This window comes from Krasilnikovia sp. MM14-A1004, from assembly GCF_047159485.1.
Lineage (GTDB): Bacteria > Actinomycetota > Actinomycetes > Mycobacteriales > Micromonosporaceae > Actinoplanes.
This window is the reverse complement of record NZ_AP038773.1, coordinates 5997493-6015456: the sequence shown is the minus strand read 5'-3', so window position 1 is coordinate 6015456 and position 17964 is coordinate 5997493. Positions and strand designations below refer to the sequence as shown.

Genomic DNA, 17964 nt, shown 5'->3' with positions numbered 1-17964 from the left:
GGCCGTCATGAGCACACCCCGCCCGGTCCTCGTCGTCGACTTCGGTGCCCAGTACGCCCAGCTGATCGCCCGCCGGGTCCGGGAGGCGCGGGTGTATTCGGAGATCGTGCCGCACTCGATGCCGGTCGCCGAGATGCTGGCCAAGGACCCGGCCGCGATCATCCTGTCGGGCGGGCCCTCCAGCGTGTACGAGCCGGGCGCCCCGGCGCTCGACCCGGCGCTGTTCGACAGCGACGTGCCGGTCTTCGGCATCTGCTACGGCTTCCAGGCGATGGCCCGGGCCCTCGGCGGCACGGTGGCCCAGACCGGCGCCCGCGAGTACGGCCGTACGGTGCTGGCCGCCCAGGGCGGGACCCTGCTGCGTGAGCTGCCCGCGGGCCTGCCGGTGTGGATGAGCCACGGCGACAGCGTGACGGTCGCCCCGGCCGGTTTCGCGGTGACCGCGGCGTCGTCGGGCGCTCCCGTGGCCGCGTTCGAGGACCTGGCGGCGCGCCGGGCCGGTGTGCAGTTCCACCCCGAGGTGGCGCACACAGAGCAGGGCCAGGAGGTGCTGCGCCGCTTCCTGTACGACATCGCGGGCATCGACCCGACCTGGACCCCGACGAACATCATCGAGGAGCAGGTCGCCGCGATCCGTGCCCGGGTCGGCGACAAGCAGGTGATCTGCGGGCTCTCCGGCGGGGTCGACTCGGCGGTCGCCGCGGCGCTGGTGCACAAGGCGGTCGGCGACCAGCTCACCTGCGTCTTCGTCGACCACGGTCTGCTGCGTGCCGGCGAGGCCGAGCAGGTGGAGAAGGACTACGTGGCGGCCACCGGCATCCGCCTGAAGGTGGTGGACGCGGCCGACCGGTTCCTGGGCCACCTGGCCGGGGTCACGGACCCCGAGCAGAAGCGCAAGATCATCGGCCGGGAGTTCATCCGTGTCTTCGAGCAGGCGGCCCGCGAGGTCGACGCCGAGCGCCACGTCGAATACCTCGTGCAGGGCACCCTCTACCCGGACGTCGTGGAGTCCGGCGGCGGCACCGGCACGGCGAACATCAAGAGCCACCACAACGTCGGCGGCCTCCCGGATGACCTGAAATTCGCGCTGGTCGAGCCGCTGCGCACGCTGTTCAAGGACGAGGTACGCGCGCTCGGCGCGGAGCTGGGCCTGCCCGAGGAGATCGTCCAGCGGCACCCGTTCCCCGGCCCCGGCCTGGCCATCCGGATCATCGGCGCGGTCGACCGGGAGCGCCTCGACGTGCTGCGCGCCGCCGACCTGATCGCGCGGGAGGAACTGACCGCCGCCGGCCTGGACCGCGACGTCTGGCAGTTCCCCGTGGTGCTGCTGGCGGACGTGCGCAGCGTCGGCGTGCAGGGCGACGGCCGGACCTACGGGCACCCCGTCGTGCTGCGGCCGGTCTCCAGCGAGGACGCCATGACCGCCGACTGGTCGCGGCTGCCGTACGACGTCATCGCGCGGATCTCGACCCGCATTACGAACGAGGTGCCCGAGGTGAACCGGGTGGTGCTGGACGTGACCAGCAAGCCGCCGGGCACGATCGAGTGGGAGTGACCCGTCACGCCACCGGCGTACTGGGCTGTCCCGGCATGCCGCCCGGCGTGCTGGGCGGCTGACCCCAGGCGGGGTCGGCCGGGTTCGGCCAGACGGGTGCGGCGGGCCGTGCCTCTTCGGGCATGACCAGCCACATCACCGGGTAGGCGAGCAGCGCCGCACCCCCGGTCACGATGGCCAGTACGGCGAAGCCGACGCGGACCGCCACGGGGTCGACGCCGAAGTATCGGCCGAGACCTCCGCAGACCCCGGCCAGCATGCGGTCGTCGGTCGGGCGGCGCAGCTGCTTGTAAGAGGTGACAGTCGGTTCAGTCATGCCTCCCAGAGTGGGCGCCGCGACGCCCTACGCGCCTCGGTGACCGCCCCGATCCGGGCCCTGAGTTTCCGTCTCCGGGTCGTGCGGATCGGCCCGCGCCGGCATTGCTCAGACACCCCGGAGCGGTGTCATAATGAGGTTGCAGAACGTGACCTGGTGATCGCCGGTTGTGGGCGAAGCAGCCCTGATCTGCGGCTACGCAGCGCTATCGCCCTGTCAGGAATCCGACAGACCTTCATTCCAGGTGACATAACCCAGGGAGAATCCCGCCGTGACTCCCGCGCTCGAACCACTCCGCAGGATCGCGGCCTACGCCGTCGCGACCGACCCGGAAGGCCGGGTCCTTCTGGTCCGGGCCTCCTCGCGCTCCGGCACCCCCGGGGTCTGGTCCCTCCCCGGTGGCGCCGTCGACCACGGCGAAGACCCGAACCACACAGTCGTCCGAGAGACCGCGGCCGAGACCGGCCTGTCGGTCGCGGTCACCGGCCTGCGCGACGTCCTCGCGGACATGCGCTCGCTGCCGCACCGCGGCGTCACCATCCACACCGACCGCCTCGTGTACGAGGTGTCCGTCCGCGGCGGCACCCTCTGCGACCGGGCCGGGCGCTCCACCGACCTGGCCCGCTGGCACACCCCCGCCGAGGCGGAACGGTTGAAACTGCGCCCGTTCACCGCCGCCGCCCTGGGCCTGTCCGCCGCCTCCGCCGACCTGCGCCCGGAGGAGGTCCCGGACTTCCCGTCCTTCTACGCCTATCCGGGCCCGGACGGGCTGCACCGCGCGCAGCGCTTCGCCGCGTACGCGATCGCCACCGACCCGGACGACCGGCTGCTGCTCACCCGCATCGCCCCCGGCTACCCCGGCGCCGGCTGCTGGCACCTGCCCGGCGGCGGTACCGACTACGGCGAACAGCCCGGCACCGCCCTCATCCGCGAGCTGGTCGAGGAGACCGGCCAGGTCGGGCGCCTCGTCGAGCTGCTCGGCGTCGCCAGCCACCGCGACGCCGCCTCCCTGGGCCCCGAGGGGTACCCGATCGACTGGCACGGCGTCCGGGCGTTCTACCGGGTCGTCGTCGAGGCACCCACCGAGGTGATCGTGCGGGACGTGGGCGGGTCCACCTCCGAGGCGTGCTGGATGCCGCTGACCGAGGTCACCGAGCTGCCCGTGAACCAGCTCACGGAAGTCACGGCGGAGGCCCTGAAGGCCGCGCGGCTAACGTAGGGACGTGCGGATCAGACGGGTGGGGGCGTACGGGCTGGTGCGCGACGGCGACGGCCGGGTGCTGCTGGCCCGCGGTTCCGACGCCAGCGAGTTCCCCGGCGTCTGGTCCCTGCCCGGCGGCGGCGTGGACCAGGGCGAGCACCCCGACGACGCGGTCGTCAGGGAGTTCGCCGAGGAGACCGGCCTCGCGGTCCGGGTGCTGCGCCTGCGCGAGGTCACCGCGGACGTGATCCGGCTGCCCAGCTCCGGCGCCTACGAACACACCGACCGGGTGATCTACGACGTCGAGCCGTACGCGGGGGCGCTGCGCGACGAGATCGACGGGACGACCGACGCGGTGGCCTGGGTCGGCGCCGCGGAACTGGCCGGGCTGGCGGTGCACCCGTGGACCGCGCGGCTGCTCGGCCTGACGGTGCCACCGGACCTTCCGCCGGGGTCGGGCGCGGATGTGCCGCTGGCCACGCCCGCGCGGGTCCAGCGCTTCGGCGCGTACGCGGTCGCCACCGACCCGGCCGGGCGCATTCTGCTCACCCGGATCGCGCCGGGCTACCCCGGCGCGGACCGCTGGCACCTGCCCGGCGGCGGCACCGACCACGGGGAGACCCCCGAACAGGCGCTGGCCCGTGAGCTGGTCGAGGAGACCTCACAGCAGGGCCGGATCACCGGCCTGCTGTCGATCTCCCACAAGTACGATCCGGCCGCGCTGGGCCCCGAGGGAGTGCCGGTCGACTGGCACGTCATCAGGGTGCTGTTCAGAGTTTTGATCGATGTGCCGACAGTACCCGTAGTGACAGAGGCGGCGGGTGGCTCCACCGCCGAGGCCGGGTGGTTCAGCCCGGCCGAGGCGAAGGCGCTACCCCTCACCGAGGTCGCACGGTCGGCGGTACGACAGGTCACGGGCTGAACCGGTCCGATAGACTCGGGCCCAGGGACAGGGTGAAACCGGGATCTGCCCGTCCGCCGAGCGAGGAAAAAGGTGGCGGACGCTGTTGTGCGCAACCGGTCGATCGGTCTCTCGCCAAGACCGGGCGGCTGTGCAATGGTGTAACCCGCCACGAGCCGAGAGACGGACGAAGCCCCATTCCGCCGCTGCTGAGCAGGCGGATAGACCAATCCCACGATGGAGGAGCACGTGCCGAGAACCCCTTGGCGCCGGCGTCGTACGATGGATAGTCCCCGTCCCGCCGGACGTCGTTGGGCAGGCCGGCTGCGCCGCGGCGGCACGATCGCCCGGCAGGCCCTGCTGGTCCGGGTCGGGCGCCGCTCCGGCGACGCGGGACGGGCGGCCACCGCCACCCGCGCCGAGGTGATCTACACCGGCACCGACGTCGTCACCTACCCGTACGGGGGACGCGGGGTTCCCGGCCCGGTGGCGCACCCGCCGGTGCAGGCGCCCGCCGCCGAGGAGCCGAGCACGTCCCTGCTGCCCGGTGAGCACACCTTCGCCCGTCGTGCCCGGTTCGCCCTGGTCAACTCGTGCACCCTGGCCAGCCTGGGCCTCGGCCTGCTGGCGATCTTCCTGGCGATGCACGGCGACGCCCGGCTCGCGGCGGCCTGCCTGGTCGCCTGCGTGGCCTTCGACGGTCTCGACGGCGCGCTCGCCCGCAAGCTGGGCGTTTCCAGCCCGTTCGGCGCGCAGATGGACTCGCTGGCCGACATGTGCTCGTTCGGCCTGGCCGCCCCGGTCGTGGTGTACGCGTCGCTGGCGCACACCGTGCCCACCGCGGCCGCCGCCGTGGCCTGCATGCTGGTCGCCGGCTGCGCCGCGATCCGCCTGGCCCGCTTCAACGTCTCGCCGAAGGACGGCAAGTTCTTCTGCGGTGTACCCACCACGATGGCCGCCGCTGTGCTGGCACTGACCGTGCTCATCGGCCTGCCGATCCCCGGCATCGCGCTGCTGGCCGGGGTCGCGCTGCTGGCGTTCGCGATGGTGTCCAGCTTCCCGTACGCGAAGCTGGCCCGGATCGTGAAGCTGCCGCCGTGGCTGTGGCTGCTGCCGATCGTCGGCGCGCTGGTCGACGCCCGGCTGACCTTCGTCTTCCTGGTCACGGCGTACCTGCTCAGCGGCCCGGTGCTGTGGCTGCGCACCCGCCGCGCCGCCGCCTGACCGAACCTCCACGCAAGAGGCCGGCCACAAGGCGCGGCCTCTTGCTGTACCAATAACGGGTACTACTATCCATTATTGTGAGAACCGCGCCGCCACTCCTGGCGCCCCTGTTCAGGTCGGACGGCCAGGCCCGCCTGCTGGCCGAGCTGTTCCTGTCCGGCGCCGACGAGCTCAACATGCACGAGCTCGCGCGGCGCGCCGGGCTCTCCTACGGCACGGTGCACCGCGAAGTGCACCGGCTACTGGACGTCGGACTGCTGAGCGAGCGCCGCCTGGGCCAGGCGCGGTACGTACGGCCCAACCCGCAGTCGCCGCTGACCCAGCCGGTCCGTGATCTGCTGGTGGTCTCCGCCGGCCCGGTCCCGCTGCTGGCCGTCGAGCTGGGCGCGATCGCCGGTGTGCAGGTGGCGTTCCTGTTCGGGTCGTTCGCGGCGCGGATGCGGGGGCAGCCGGGCCCGGCGCCCCACGACGTCGACGTGCTGGTCGTGAGTGACCTGCCGGACCCCACCGAGATCTACGACGCCTGCCAGAGGGTCGGTGACCAGGTGGGTCGTGCCGTCAACCCGACGATCATGACCCGGGACGAGGTCGCCCAGGGCACCGGGTTCCTGACCCAGGTCCGCAGCAGTCCCGTCGTGCCGATCATCGGGGAGCTGCCGTGGCGGTGACGTCGCTGACCGGTGACCAGCAGACCGCGGTGGACGCGTTGGTCGCCGGGCGCCGCATTGAGCCGGTGCCGGTGGACGAGACGCGCTGCAGATCATTTCTGGAGCAGGCCCGCCTGGCGCTGAGCGACCTGACCAACGTCACCCACGCCCAGAACAGATACAACCTGGCCTATGACGCCGCCCACGACGTCGGCGAGGCCATGCTCGCCGCGTACGGATATCGGACCACGCATGGGCCGGGCCAGCACGACGGCCTCGGGCGCTACCTCGCCGCGATCTTCGATGCTCCACCTGAAAACGCTGCGTCCCAGCACTTCGACCGGATGCGGCGCGAACGAAACCGGCAGCGCTACGAGGCCCGGCCGGTCACCGTCGCGTCGGCCACCGCCGCAGCCGGTGCGGCCACCGCTCTGTACGACGCCGCTCGGGCGCGGGTCCAGCCGAAGCGGGTCAGATCCAGCGGGCGATGACGGAGCTGGCGCCGATCACCCGGTCGCCCGCGGCGACGGTCGCCTCGGCGCGGTCCGCGGGCAGGTAGACGTCCGTACGCGAGCCGAAGCGGATCAGGCCCAGGCGCTCGCCGCGGGCGACCAGCGCGCCGACCGGCGTGCGCTGCACGATCCGGCGGGCGATCAGGCCCGTACGCTGGGCCACCACCACCGTGCCGTGGTCGGTGTCGAGGACCGTGTACGCGGCCACGTTGTGCTCGGCCGCGGCCGTCATCGCGTTGGCGTACCCGCCCTCCTCGACGAAGTAGTCGGTGACCCGACCGGCCACCGGCACCCGGTTGACGTGCACGTCGAGGACGGACAGGAAGACCGCCACGCGCAGGAACTCGCCGTCGCCGAACCGCTCGTCGCGCATCCGCTCGACCGATAGCACCCGCCCGTCGCTGGCCGCGACCACCGCGGAAGCGTCGCCCGGCACGTCCCGCTCCGGGTCCCGGAAGAACGCCGCGATCGGGCCCGCCGCCAGCGCCGGGAGCAGCCAGAGCTTCGACTTCGGGCGCGCCGTCCGGGCCAGCGCCGCCAGGCCCAGGGCGATACCCGCGGCGGCGACGCCGTTCGAGTCGATGTGCATCGTGCGGGTCAGCGGCACGCTCGACGGCCGGTACGCGGGGGCCAGCGTCGCCGCCACCGCGGTGTCCGCCGGGGTGAAGCGCAGCCGGTGCACCCGTACCGGCGGCTGGTTGCGCAGCACCAGGTCCGAGCCGACGCCGAACAGCGCGCCCTGCCGGAACAGTTCGGCGGCGGCGCCCGCCGTGCGACCGGGCACGGCCGGGGTCGCGACCGTGACCACGGCCCCGTTCGTCAGGTACTTGCCCAGACCGTCGAGCAGCGTGCGGACGTCCTCGGCGGTGCCGGTGAGCGGCTCCGCCACGATCACCACGTCGGCCGGGTCCGCCTCGGCGAGCGTCTCCACGATCCGTACCCGGTCGGCGATCCAGCTGCCGAGGCCGGTGATGTGATCGCGCAGCAGGCTCGGGGTGGTCCGGTCGCTGGGGACCAGGGTCAGGGTGTCGCCGGGCAGCAGGGCCTCCAGCGCGGCGGCGACCACGTCGCCGGCGTGGTCCGCACCGAGCACGAGCGCCGAGCTGGCGGCGCTGCGCCGGGCGAACTCGGCGGTGAGGGCGCGGGCGGCGCGAGGGCCGACACCGGCCACGGGTGCCGTGGAGACGGCGGGAAACGGTGTCATGGTGTGCGAGCTCCTCGCGCGAAGTCAGACGGACTCCGACGAGCATATTGCGCCGCCCGCCGCCCGCACTCCAGGGTGCGGCGGCGGGCGGCGCGTGTCACGCCTCGTCGCGCCGGGGCGGTTCCGCCGGGGCGGTGCCGGACTGGATCCGCTCCGTCGGAGCGGTGCCGGGTTCGAGGTCGATCCGGCCCGCCGGGTTGTCGAGCAACTCCCGGACGATGTCGGCGTGCATCTGCGGCGGCAGGTCGCCCGGCGTCTCCACCGCGGCCTCGGCGACCACGGGTGCCGGCACCTCCTCGGTACGGCGGCCGGACCGGATCGCGCCGAGCAGCCCGAACACCCCGAACGCGATCAGCACCACCGCCGCCAGCCAGCCCAGTCCGGGCAGCCGTACCGTGACGACCTGCGAGACCGCCCACCAGGCGGCGATTCCGACGAAGATCAGGCCGAAGCTCAGCGAGACCCCGTCCATGCGATGCGGCCTCATCGGGTGACCTCCACGTTGCCCGCGTTCATCTTGATGGTCAGCTTGAGCGTGCCACCGCCCGCGCCGTCCGGGCCCAGGTCGACGACCTGCTGCTGGGCGAGGTTGTCGCCGTCCCATTCGCGGCCGAATACGAACGCCCGGCCGGTGTCGAGGTGCACCGACGCGGTGGTGTCGACCTTCTCCGGGAGCAGCACCCGGAGCTGACCGAGCTTCATCTCCACGGTCGTCTCCTGCGTCTGGCCCGCGAAGTTCACGTCGCGCAGATCCAGCGTCGCGTCACCGACCGTGAAGTCGTACCGGTCGGCCACCGCGGCCAGGGTCGCCGGGCGGTACACGGTGCTGCCGATGTGGCCGCCGACCTGCTGCGCGCCGGAGGAGATCAGCAGGCCGACCGTGGTGATCAGGGCCAGCGCGATGAGTCCGCGGGCGCGGCCGAACCACGTACCGATCAGCAGGCCCAGCCCGATCGTGGCGAGGGCCGCCGCGAAGTAGCCGGGTACCGGAATGCTGGCGCCGGAGAGGTCGGCGAGGGCCAGCACCCCCATCACCATGACGACCGCGAAGAAGGTGATCCGGCCGAGCTTGGAACGCTCCCGCGGCGGCTTTGCCGGCTTCGGCGCCCGGGGCTGCGGCGCCTGCTCGTACGGTGCCTGGCCCGCGCCGCCCGCCCAGGGGCCGTGCGGTGCGAACGGCGGCCGATATCCGCCCGGTGGCGGGTTCATCGGACCGTGGTGGCCGCCCGGCTTCGGGTGCAGCGGGGGCAGGTAGCCCGGCGGGGCGGGCGGCATCGGCCCGGCCGCGGTGGGCGGCAGGTAGCCGGGCGGCTCGGGCATGGTTCCGGCCGGGTGCGGCGGCATCGGCCCGGCCGCGGTGGGCGGCTGGTAGCCGGGCGGGGCGGGCGGTGCGTCACTGCCGGGCGTGCTCGCCGTGGCGGCGGGCGCGGTTCCGGGGGACATGGCCGCGGCGAACGCGCTGGTCGCGTCCGGGTCGGCCCCCGGCGCGGCGGCTGCGAAACCGCCCGAGCCGGCGGGGAAACCTCCCGATCCGGCCGCGGCACCGCCCGATCCGGCCGCGGCACCGCCCGATCCGGTCACGGCGCCGCCCGAGTTGCGCCTGATCAGCAGGGCCGCGCCGAGCAGCACCGCGGCGCCGAGCAGGGTGGCCCGGAAGCCGTCCTGGACGATGAACGCGAAGGTCACCGCGGTGGCCGCACCGAGCAGCACGACGGTCAGCGGCGCCATCCGGGACCGGCCGCGCCCCAGCAGCGACTCGATCGGCGAGCCGGTGTCGCCCTCGGCCGGGATGACGAGCCAGCCGATGAGATAGAGCAGTACGCCGACGCCGCCGAAGAAGCCCAGCACGACGAGCAGCACCCGCCACAGCACCGGGTCGGTGTTGGTGGCCCGGCCGATGGCGGCGCAGACGCCGGCGATGTACCGGCCGGTGGCTGGTCGGATCAGGCGCTCGCGGGAGAAACTCGGGCCGTCGGCGGCACCGAACCACGGCGGCGGCGCGGTCGGCGGCACCTGCCCGCCGCCCGGCGGCCGAGGCGGGTAGCCACCCGCATCGGGCGGCGGCCCGGCCGCACGCGGCGGCTCGCCCGGCTGCGGCGCTTCCGCGGGCTGCGGCGGCTCGCCCGGCTGCGGTGCTTCCGCGGGCTGCGGCGGCTCGCCCGGCTGCGGTGCTTCCGCGGGCTGCGGCGGCTCGCCCGGATGCGGTGCTTCCGCGGGCTGCGGCGGCTCGCCCAGGTGCGGCGAATCCGCCAAGGGCGGGTCTGCCGGGGGCGGGGAGGGCGGGTCGGCCGGTGGCGGCGCGCTGGGCGCAGCGGAAGGTGCCGGTGCGTCCTGCGACGGGCCGGTTCCGGTCGTGGCCGGTCGGGGTCCGGCAGCTTCGTCGGTCATAGCTCGATACTGATTGTGGCCCGGCCCGAGGCGCCTCCGGCGCGGACCCTGAGGCCACCCTGAGAAACGGCGGCGGCAGAGGTGGGGGTGTCCCCCGTGGCCGCGGCGCGCCGTACGTGTGACGATCGGAGTCGAACCGAGGGAGGACCCGATCAGCACTGCCGCTCCGCACCCGCCGCGCCGCCTGTACCGGCCGCGCGACCACCGCATCGTGTCGGGGGTCGCGTCCGGGCTGGCGCGCCACCTCGGCGTGCCCGTGCTCGCGGTACGAGTCGCGTTCGTGGTCCTGCTCGGCTTCAACGGCCTCGGCCTGATGCTGTACGCCGCGTTCTGGGCGGTGCTGCCGCAGGAGCACCCGACCGGTGAGCCGCGGGCCCGCCGAGACTGGGCGGCGCTGCTCCCGTTCGCGGCCATCGGCGCCGGGGTGGTGCTGCTGGAGAGCCTCGTCTTCAAGGACCGCACGGACGGGACGGCGGGCTGGCTGGTGGCGGTCATCGCGGTGGGCGCCGGCGTGATCTGGCACCAGTCCGATCCGACCCGGCGCGGACACTGGGCGGACAACGCCTCCCGCCTGCCGTGGATGGCGGCGGTGGTGGCCGAGAGCGAGCGGCGTTCCTTCCTGTTCCGCTTCGTCGGCGGCGGGGTGCTGGTCGCGGTCGGCATCATCGGCGTCGTGGCGGTGTACGCCCCCTCGGGCAGCACTTTCAGCTCGGTGATCAACGGCGTGCTGTTCGCCCTGGTCGGCCTGGTCGGCGTGGGTGTGGTCGTGGCGCCGCTGATCTGGCGTACGTTAGGCCAGCTGCGCTCCGAGCGCGAGGGCCGCATCCGGGAGCAGGAGCGCGCCGAGCTGGCCGCGATGATCCACGACCAGGTGCTGCACACCCTGGCCCTGATCCAGCGCAACTCCACGGACATCAAGGAGGTCCAGCGGCTGGCGCGGGGGCAGGAACGCAGCCTGCGCAGCTGGCTGTACAAGCCCACGGCGTCGCCGACGGAGAAGTTCGGCGCGGCGCTGGAGCAGGCCGCCGCCGAGGTGGAGGACACGTACGCGATCACCGTGGAGGCGGTCGTGGTCGGCGACACGGACTGCGACGAGCGCGTCGCCGCGCTGGTGGCCGCGTCGCGGGAGGCGATGGTCAACGCGGCCCGCCACGCCGGGGTGCAGACCGTCTCGCTCTACGCCGAGGTGGAGGCGGACGAGCTGAGCGTGTTCGTCCGCGACCGCGGGGCGGGTTTCGACCTGGACGAGGTCGAGGAGAGCCGGCACGGGGTGCGCGGTTCGATCATCGGCCGGATGAAGCGGCACGGCGGGCGCGCGGAGATCCGCAGTGCCCCGGGAGACGGTACGGAGGTCCGCCTCACTCTGCCCGCCAAGGAGGGCGTGACCGTGTCGAAGGAGGCAGTGAAATGACGGAAGCGGCGAACGAGGCCCCGGCCCGGCGGCTGACGGTGTTCCTGGTGGACGACCACGCGATGTTCCGCGCCGGGGTACGCGCGGAACTGGGCGCGCACGTGGACGTGGTCGGCGAGGCCAGCACGGTCGCCGAGGCGGTGTCCCGGATCGCCGCGACGCTGCCGGACGTGGTGCTGCTGGACGTGCACATGCCCGAGGGCGGTGGCCGGGCGGTGCTGGACGCGATGCGCAAGACCCATCCGCAGGTGCGTTTCCTGGCGCTGAGCGTGTCGGATGCGGCCGAGGACGTGATCGGCCTGATCCGGGCCGGTGCCCGCGGGTACGTCACGAAGACGATCTCCCCGGACGAACTCGCCGCCGCGATCCGCCGGGTGGCCGACGGGGACGCGGTGTTCAGCCCCCGTCTGGCCGGTTTCGTGCTGGACGCGTTCGCCTCCCGGCCGGACGTGCCGATCGCGGATCCCGAGCTGGATCAGCTGACCAACCGGGAGCGGGAGGTGCTGCGCCTGCTGGCTCGGGGGTACGCGTACAAGGAGATCGCCAAGGAGCTGTACATCTCCATCAAGACCGTGGAGACCCACGTCTCGAACGTGCTGCGCAAGCTCCAGATGTCGAACCGCTACGAGCTGTCGCGGTGGGCCGCGGACCGGCGGCTGGTCTGACCTGCGGTTTAGTACCGAAGATCTGAGGGTGCCGCCGCCGCCCGAAAGTCGGTAATGTCTCGTGCCACCGCAGTATCGGCTTGGTAACGGTCTGCGCCGGTGACGACGGCCTGTGCCACACTCACCTGCTGATTCAGCGCCCCCCACGCGCGCGTTTTCGGAGAAGGAGGCACCGCCCATGCCTGCTAGGAGCCTGTGGAAGGTGGCGGCCGGCTCGGCCGCCGTCCTCCTGGTGGCCGCCGGCTGTAGCAGTGACGGGACCGAGGACACGGAGACGCTGCCCAACAGCGTCGTCATCGGCATCGCGGAGCCGCAGCACCTGATCCCGACGAACGCCACCGAGACGAACGGCTCGCAGGTCCTCTCCTCGCTGTTCTACCCGCTGGTGAACTTCGACGCGAAGAACGAGCCGGTCGAGGTCGCGGCCGAGAGCATCACCTCCACCGACAACAAGGTCTGGACGGTGAAGCTCAAGGACGGCTTCACCTTCAGCAACGGCGAACCGGTCGTCGCGGACAACTACCTCGACGCGTGGAACTACGGCGCATACGGGCCGAACGGCCAGGGCGCCTCGTACTTCTTCGAGCGCATCGCCGGGTACGCCGATCTGCAGGCGAAGGACCCGGACGGCGACGGCCCCGAGAAGGCGCCCGAGCCCAAGGCGAAGACGCTCAAGGGGCTGAAGAAGGTCGACGCCCACACCTTCACCATCACGCTGTCGGCGCCGTTCGCGGGCTGGAAGTCCGTCATGGGCTACACCGCGTTCTACCCGCTGCCCAAGGCCGCGTTCTCCGCGCCCGGCGTGATCAAGGAGGGCTTCGAGGACGCGATCATCGGGAACGGCCCCTTCAAGCTGAAGGGCAAGTGGGAGCACGACTCGCAGATCCAGGTCGAGAAGGTCGCGGACTTCAAGGGCACGGTCCCGAAGGTCGACGCGATCACCTGGAAGATCTACCAGGACCCGCAGGCCGAGTACGCGGACCTGGTGACCGGCGCCGTCGACGTGCAGACCCAGATCCCGATCGAGAGCCTCGGCAAGGCCTCCAGCGACCTCGGTGACCGCTTCCAGAAGAGCCCGAACTCGGCGTTCGCCTTCGTGGGTTTCCCGACCTTCCAGAAGGAGTTCGCCAAGCCCGAGGTGCGGCGCGCGCTGTCGATGGCGATCAACCGCGAGGAGATGACGACCCAGATCTTCCAGGGTTCGCAGACCCCGGCCACGTCGTTCGTCTCGCCCGTGGTCGCGGGTTACCGGCCGGACGCCTGCGGCGCGAACTGCGAGTACAACCCGGTCAAGGCCAAGCAGCAGTACGTCGCGGCCGGTGGCCCGTCGTCGATCGAGATCACGTACAACGCCGACGGTGGTCACAAGGCCTGGGTCGACGCGATGTGCAACCAGATCAAGTCGTCGCTCGGCGTCAACTGCACCGGCAACGCGGAGCCGAAGTTCGCGGACATGCTCACCAAGGTCGAGAAGAAGCAGCCCGTCGGCCTGATCCGCCTCGGCTGGATCATGGACTACCCGCTGATGGAGAACTACCTCGGCCCGCTGTACACGACGACCGGCTCGTCGAACTACTACGGCTACAGCAACCCGGCGTTCGACAGCCTGGTCGCGGAGGGTTCGGCGGCCAAGACGAACGCCGAGGCGATCAAGAAGTGGCAGCAGGCAGAAGACATCCTCGTCCAGGACATGCCGGTCATCCCACTGCGTTTCGGGCAGAACGTGTTCGGTTACTCCGAGAAGGTCGACAGCGTGACCGTTGACCTGTTCCAGAAGGTCGACATCTACAAGATCGAGGTGGCCAGCTTCTGACGCCCCCGGTGGCGCCCCGGGCCGTGTCACCCGGGGGCGCCACCGCCTTGCTCCACCCCCGGGCTCGCCGCGCTCACGAGGCGCGAAGGGCCTCCTGCCCGCCAAAAGAGGCTATACCGACATGTTTCGCTACATCGTGCGGCGCCTGCTGCAGATGGTGCTCACCTTCTTCGGCGCCACCTTCCTCGTGTACGCGCTGACGTTCGCCAACGCGGACGACCCCATCCAGGCCCTGGTCGGGGAACGCCCCATCTCGGAGAACGTCCGGCGCGCGCTGACCGAGCGCTACCACCTCGACGAACCGTTCCTCGTGCAGTACTGGTACTACGTCAAGGGGCTGCTCACGGGCGACCTCGGCCGGTCGCTCACCGGCCGCAAGATCAGCGAGATGCTGGCCCAGGCGTGGCCCGTGACGATCAAGCTGGCGCTGATCGCGATCCTCATCTCGGCGACCGTCGCGCTGACCGCCGGGGTGATCTCGGGCATCCGGCGCGGCAGCATCTTCGACAACGTCACCCTGGTCATCACGCTGGTCGTGCTGGCCCTGCCGATCGTGGTGCTGGCCCCGCTGGCGCGGCTGATCTTCGGCATCCAGCTCGGCTGGTTCCCGCCCACGGCCGGGCGCGACGCCAGCCTCTATGCCCTGCTGCTACCCGCGTTCGTGCTGGGCAGCCTGGTGGTGGCCACCCAGTTGCGGGTCACCCGCGCATCCGTGGCCGAGAACCTGCGCACCGACTACGTGCGTACGGCGCGCGCCAAGGGGCTGTCCCGGCGGCGGGTCATCGGGGTGCACGTGCTGCGCAACTCGCTCATCCCGGTGGTCACGCTGATCGGCGTGGACATCGGCGTACTGATGTCGGGCGCCATCGTCACCGAGGGGACGTTCAACATCCCCGGGGTCGGCTTCAACCTGCTGCGCGGCATCCGTACCGAGGACGGCCCGCTGGTGGTCGGCTTCGTCAGCGTCCTGGTGGTCGTGTTCCTCGTCGTGAACCTGATCGTCGACCTGCTGTACGCGGCCCTGGACCCGAGGATCCGGTATGAGTGAGCTCGAGGCAGTCACCAGCGCCGAAGCGCCCGTCATCGGCGGTGCGCCCCGGCACCGCGGGGACCGCTCCCGCAGCCTTGCCGCGGACGCCTGGCACGACCTGCGCCGCAACAAGATCTTCTGGGTCGCCGCGGTGCTCGTCGTGCTGATCCTGAGCATGGCCGCGTTCCCGTCGCTGTTCACCTCGGCCGACCCGCGCGCCTGCTCGCTCAGCCAGCAGTACCACGGGGCTACCGCCGACGCCCCCTTCGGGTACGACTTCCAGGGCTGCAACGTGTACGCCCGGACCATCTACGGCGCCCGTACCTCGATCGTGGTCGGGGTGCTGGCCACGCTCATGGCGGGCGTGATCGCGCTGGTCTTCGGCCTCACCGCTGGTTACTTCGGCCGTTGGGTCGACGCGGTGCTGTCCCGGTTCATCGACATCGTGCTCGGCATCCCGTTCCTGCTGGCCGCGATCGTGCTGGCCAAGCGGCTGTCCGGCGGTACGCACAGCACCGGTGTGCTGGCCGTGACGGTGACCCTGGGCATCCTGGGCTGGACCACCGCCGCGCGGATCATGCGGTCCTCGGTCATCTCGGCCCGCAACCAGGACTACGTGGCGGCCGCCCGAATGCTCGGCGCCGGTCCGATGCGGCTGATGATGCGGCACATCCTGCCGAACTCGATCGCGGCGTTCATCGTCGTGCTGACGATCCTGCTCGGCGTCAACATCGCCAGCGAGGCGACGCTGTCGTACCTCGGCATCGGGCTCAAGGGCGACGCGATCAGCTGGGGCATCGCGATCAACGAGGCCAGCCCCAACGTACGGACCGCGGCCGGGCCGCTGATCTGGCCGTCGCTGTTCCTGGCCATGACCGTGCTGGCCTTCATCATGCTGGGCGACGCGATCCGCGACGCCTTCGACCCGAAGCTGCGGTGACCCCATGACCGACATCAAGGCGCACCTGGACGCCCTGCCCGGCACCGACCCGCGCGCCCCGCTGCTGGAGGTCACCGACCTGCACGTGGAGTTCCGCACCCGCGACGGCGTGGCCCACGCCGTGAACGGTGCCGGACTGCGGCTGGCCCCCGGCGAGACCCTGGCACTGCTCGGCGAGTCGGGCTGCGGCAAGTCCGTGACCGCTCAGGCGATCATGGGGATTCTGGACACGCCGCCCGCGTACATCACCCGCGGCGAGATCCGCTACCGCGGCGTCGACCTGCTGCGCCTGCCCGAGGCCCAGCGCGGCACGGTACGCGCCAACCGGATCGCCATGATCTTCCAGGACGCGCTGTCCGCGCTGAACCCGGTGTTCTCGGTCGGGTTCCAGCTGGCCGAGCTGTTCCGGGTGCACCGCGGCATGTCGCGCGCCGACGCCAAGCGGCGCGCGATCGAGCTGCTGGACCGGGTCCGCATCCCGGCCGCCGCCACCCGGATCAACGACTACCCGCACCAGTTCTCCGGCGGCATGCGGCAACGCGTCATGATCGCGATGGCGCTGGCCCTGGACCCTGACGTGCTCATCGCGGACGAGCCCACCACCGCCCTCGACGTGACAGTGCAGGCGCAGATCATGGGCCTGCTGGCCGAGCTGCAGCGCGAACGCAACATGGGGCTGCTGCTGATCACGCACGACATGGGCGTGGTCGCGGACGTCGCGGACCGGATCTCCGTCATGTACGCCGGGAAGGTCGTCGAGGAGGCACCCGTCTTCGACATCTACGACCGGCCCGGGCACCCGTACACGAAGGCCCTGCTCGAATCGATCCCGCGCCTGGACATGAAGGGGCGGCAGCTCAACGTCATCCAGGGGCTGCCGCCGACGCTGACCGACATCCCGCCGGGCTGCGCGTTCAATCCGCGCTGCGCCTACGCCCGCGACGTCTGCCGTTACGAAGCGCCGCCCGCGCACACGATCGCGCCGCGGCGCCACGTCCGTTGCCACTTCTGGGGAGAGGTCGTCAGCCGATGAGCGCAGCGGTGAGGCTACGACCCGGACCACGACGGCGGATGAGCGCCGATCCGCGGAGCGGAGGTCGGCAATGAGCGACGTCGTGCTGGAGACCCGCGGCCTGGTCAAGCACTTCCCGATCACCCGGGGCATCGTGTTCCGCTCCACGGTCGGCGCGGTCCGCGCGGTCGACGGGGTGGACCTGCGGCTGCACAGGGGCGAGACCCTCGGCGTGGTCGGCGAGTCCGGCTGTGGCAAGTCCACCCTCGCCAAGCTGCTGGTCGGGCTGGAGAAGCCGACCGCCGGCTCGGTGATGGTCCGCGGCGAGGACATGGTGCGGCTCTCCGGCGGTGCGCTGCGCAGGGCCCGGCGCAACATCCAGATGGTGATGCAGGATCCGTACACGTCGCTGAACCCGCGGATGACCGTCGGGGACATCGTGGGGGAGCCGTTCGAGATCCACCCCGACGTGGCGCCGAAGTCCAGCCGGACCCGCCGGGTGCAGGAGCTGCTCGACACGGTTGGGCTGAACCCGGACCACGTGAACCGCTACCCGCACCAGTTCTCCGGCGGCCAGCGCCAGCGCATCGGCATCGCGCGGGCGCTCGCCCTGCGGCCGGAGATCATCGTCTGCGACGAACCGGTGTCAGCGCTCGACGTGTCGATCCAGGCCCAGGTCATCAACCTGCTGGAGAGCCTGCAGAACGAGTTCGGGCTGTCGTACATCTTCATCGCCCATGACCTGTCCGTGGTGCGGCACATCAGCGACAGGGTCGCGGTCATGTACCTGGGCAAGATCGTGGAGGAGGGCGACGACGCCCAGATCTACGAGCGGGCGACCCACCCGTACACGCAGGCTCTGCTGTCGGCCGTGCCCGTGCCGGACCCGAGGCTGCGCGGCCGCCGCGACCACATCGTGCTGGAGGGCGACGTGCCGTCGCCGGCGAATCCGCCGTCGGGGTGCCGGTTCCGCACCCGCTGCTGGAAGGCCCAGCCCGCGTGCGCCGAGCACGAGCCGCTGCTGCAGATCCGGGAGCGCTCCGCGCACCCGAGCGCCTGCCACTTCGCCGACCCGCGCCCGCTGCTGCCCCGCTGACCCGGCGCCGCCCTTCCCATCGTCGAAGGGCGGCGGCATCAGCGCGGCC

The 17964-nt window shown here is 72.0% G+C and carries 17 protein-coding genes; 13 read left to right on the top strand and 4 right to left on the bottom strand.

Features of this window, described 5'->3' with window-relative positions; genetic code table 11:
- Positions 1–7 precede the first annotated feature (7 nt).
- Complete coding sequence (gene guaA / locus ACMCNN_RS25925; RefSeq protein WP_412743121.1) at positions 8–1555, top strand: glutamine-hydrolyzing GMP synthase; 1548 nt, start codon at positions 8–10, stop codon at positions 1553–1555.
- A gap of 4 nt (positions 1556–1559) precedes the next feature.
- Here the strand turns inward: guaA and ACMCNN_RS25920 are convergent, their stop codons facing one another.
- Complete coding sequence (locus tag ACMCNN_RS25920; RefSeq protein WP_412743120.1) at positions 1560–1871, bottom strand: PspC domain-containing protein; 312 nt, start codon at positions 1869–1871, stop codon at positions 1560–1562.
- Positions 1872–2142: 271 nt separating this feature from the next.
- Here ACMCNN_RS25920 and ACMCNN_RS25915 point away from each other — a divergent pair, with 271 nt between their 5' ends.
- The 5 genes from ACMCNN_RS25915 to ACMCNN_RS25895 all read left to right on the top strand — a co-directional run bounded on the left by ACMCNN_RS25915 (position 2143) and on the right by ACMCNN_RS25895 (position 6335).
- Positions 2143–3090, top strand: coding sequence for an NUDIX hydrolase (locus ACMCNN_RS25915; protein WP_412743119.1), 948 nt, complete (start codon positions 2143–2145; stop codon positions 3088–3090).
- A 4-nt stretch (positions 3091–3094) separates the two neighbouring features.
- Positions 3095–3994 (top strand): NUDIX hydrolase, encoded by a 900-nt coding sequence (locus tag ACMCNN_RS25910; RefSeq protein ID WP_412743118.1) that lies wholly within the window; start codon positions 3095–3097, stop codon positions 3992–3994.
- A gap of 303 nt (positions 3995–4297) precedes the next feature.
- Positions 4298–5197, top strand: coding sequence for a CDP-alcohol phosphatidyltransferase family protein (locus tag ACMCNN_RS25905; protein WP_412747268.1), 900 nt, complete (start codon positions 4298–4300; stop codon positions 5195–5197).
- A gap of 77 nt (positions 5198–5274) precedes the next feature.
- The gene (locus ACMCNN_RS25900) at positions 5275–5865 is read left to right on the top strand and encodes a helix-turn-helix domain-containing protein (RefSeq protein ID WP_412743117.1); all 591 of its coding nucleotides are present in this window, start codon (positions 5275–5277) and stop codon (positions 5863–5865) included.
- The gene (locus tag ACMCNN_RS25895) at positions 5856–6335 is read left to right on the top strand and encodes a hypothetical protein (RefSeq protein WP_412743116.1); all 480 of its coding nucleotides are present in this window, start codon (positions 5856–5858) and stop codon (positions 6333–6335) included. Before ACMCNN_RS25900 ends, ACMCNN_RS25895 begins: the two co-directional genes overlap by 10 nt.
- Here ACMCNN_RS25895 and ACMCNN_RS25890 read toward each other — a convergent pair.
- The 3 genes from ACMCNN_RS25890 to ACMCNN_RS25880 all read right to left on the bottom strand — a co-directional run bounded on the left by ACMCNN_RS25890 (position 6316) and on the right by ACMCNN_RS25880 (position 9948).
- The gene (locus ACMCNN_RS25890) at positions 6316–7560 is read right to left on the bottom strand and encodes a phosphatidylserine decarboxylase (RefSeq protein WP_412743115.1); all 1245 of its coding nucleotides are present in this window, start codon (positions 7558–7560) and stop codon (positions 6316–6318) included. The two genes, ACMCNN_RS25895 and ACMCNN_RS25890, sit on opposite strands and share 20 nt — an antisense overlap.
- Before the next feature lie 97 nt (positions 7561–7657).
- The gene (locus tag ACMCNN_RS25885; protein WP_412743114.1) at positions 7658–8047 is read right to left on the bottom strand and encodes a hypothetical protein; all 390 of its coding nucleotides are present in this window, start codon (positions 8045–8047) and stop codon (positions 7658–7660) included.
- Positions 8044–9948 carry a PspC domain-containing protein gene (locus tag ACMCNN_RS25880; RefSeq protein WP_412743113.1) on the bottom strand — a complete coding sequence of 635 codons (1905 nt, stop codon included), beginning with the start codon at positions 9946–9948 and terminating at the stop codon, positions 8044–8046. The genes ACMCNN_RS25885 and ACMCNN_RS25880 overlap by 4 nt, the downstream gene beginning before the upstream one ends.
- A gap of 151 nt (positions 9949–10099) precedes the next feature.
- Here ACMCNN_RS25880 and ACMCNN_RS25875 point away from each other — a divergent pair, with 151 nt between their 5' ends.
- The 7 genes from ACMCNN_RS25875 (at position 10100) to ACMCNN_RS25845 (ending at position 17915) form a co-directional block, all read left to right on the top strand.
- On the top strand, positions 10100–11359 hold the full coding sequence (locus ACMCNN_RS25875) for a PspC domain-containing protein (RefSeq protein ID WP_412747267.1): 1260 nt from the start codon (positions 10100–10102) through the stop codon (positions 11357–11359).
- Positions 11356–12024: a response regulator gene (locus tag ACMCNN_RS25870; RefSeq protein WP_412743112.1), complete on the top strand. Its 669-nt coding sequence runs from the start codon at positions 11356–11358 to the stop codon at positions 12022–12024. Before ACMCNN_RS25875 ends, ACMCNN_RS25870 begins: the two co-directional genes overlap by 4 nt.
- A 178-nt stretch (positions 12025–12202) precedes the next feature.
- Positions 12203–13837, top strand: a complete 1635-nt coding sequence (locus ACMCNN_RS25865) for a peptide ABC transporter substrate-binding protein (protein WP_412743111.1) — start codon at positions 12203–12205, stop codon at positions 13835–13837.
- Between the two features lie 121 nt (positions 13838–13958).
- Positions 13959–14885, top strand: coding sequence for an ABC transporter permease (locus ACMCNN_RS25860; protein WP_412743110.1), 927 nt, complete (start codon positions 13959–13961; stop codon positions 14883–14885).
- Complete coding sequence (locus tag ACMCNN_RS25855) at positions 14878–15807, top strand: ABC transporter permease (RefSeq protein WP_412743109.1); 930 nt, start codon at positions 14878–14880, stop codon at positions 15805–15807. The genes ACMCNN_RS25860 and ACMCNN_RS25855 overlap by 8 nt, the downstream gene beginning before the upstream one ends.
- 4 nt (positions 15808–15811) lie before the next feature.
- Positions 15812–16840 (top strand): ABC transporter ATP-binding protein, encoded by a 1029-nt coding sequence (locus ACMCNN_RS25850; protein WP_412743108.1) that lies wholly within the window; start codon positions 15812–15814, stop codon positions 16838–16840.
- Positions 16841–16910: 70 nt separating this feature from the next.
- Positions 16911–17915, top strand: coding sequence for an ABC transporter ATP-binding protein (locus ACMCNN_RS25845; RefSeq protein WP_412743107.1), 1005 nt, complete (start codon positions 16911–16913; stop codon positions 17913–17915).
- The last annotated feature ends 49 nt before the right edge of the window (positions 17916–17964 follow it).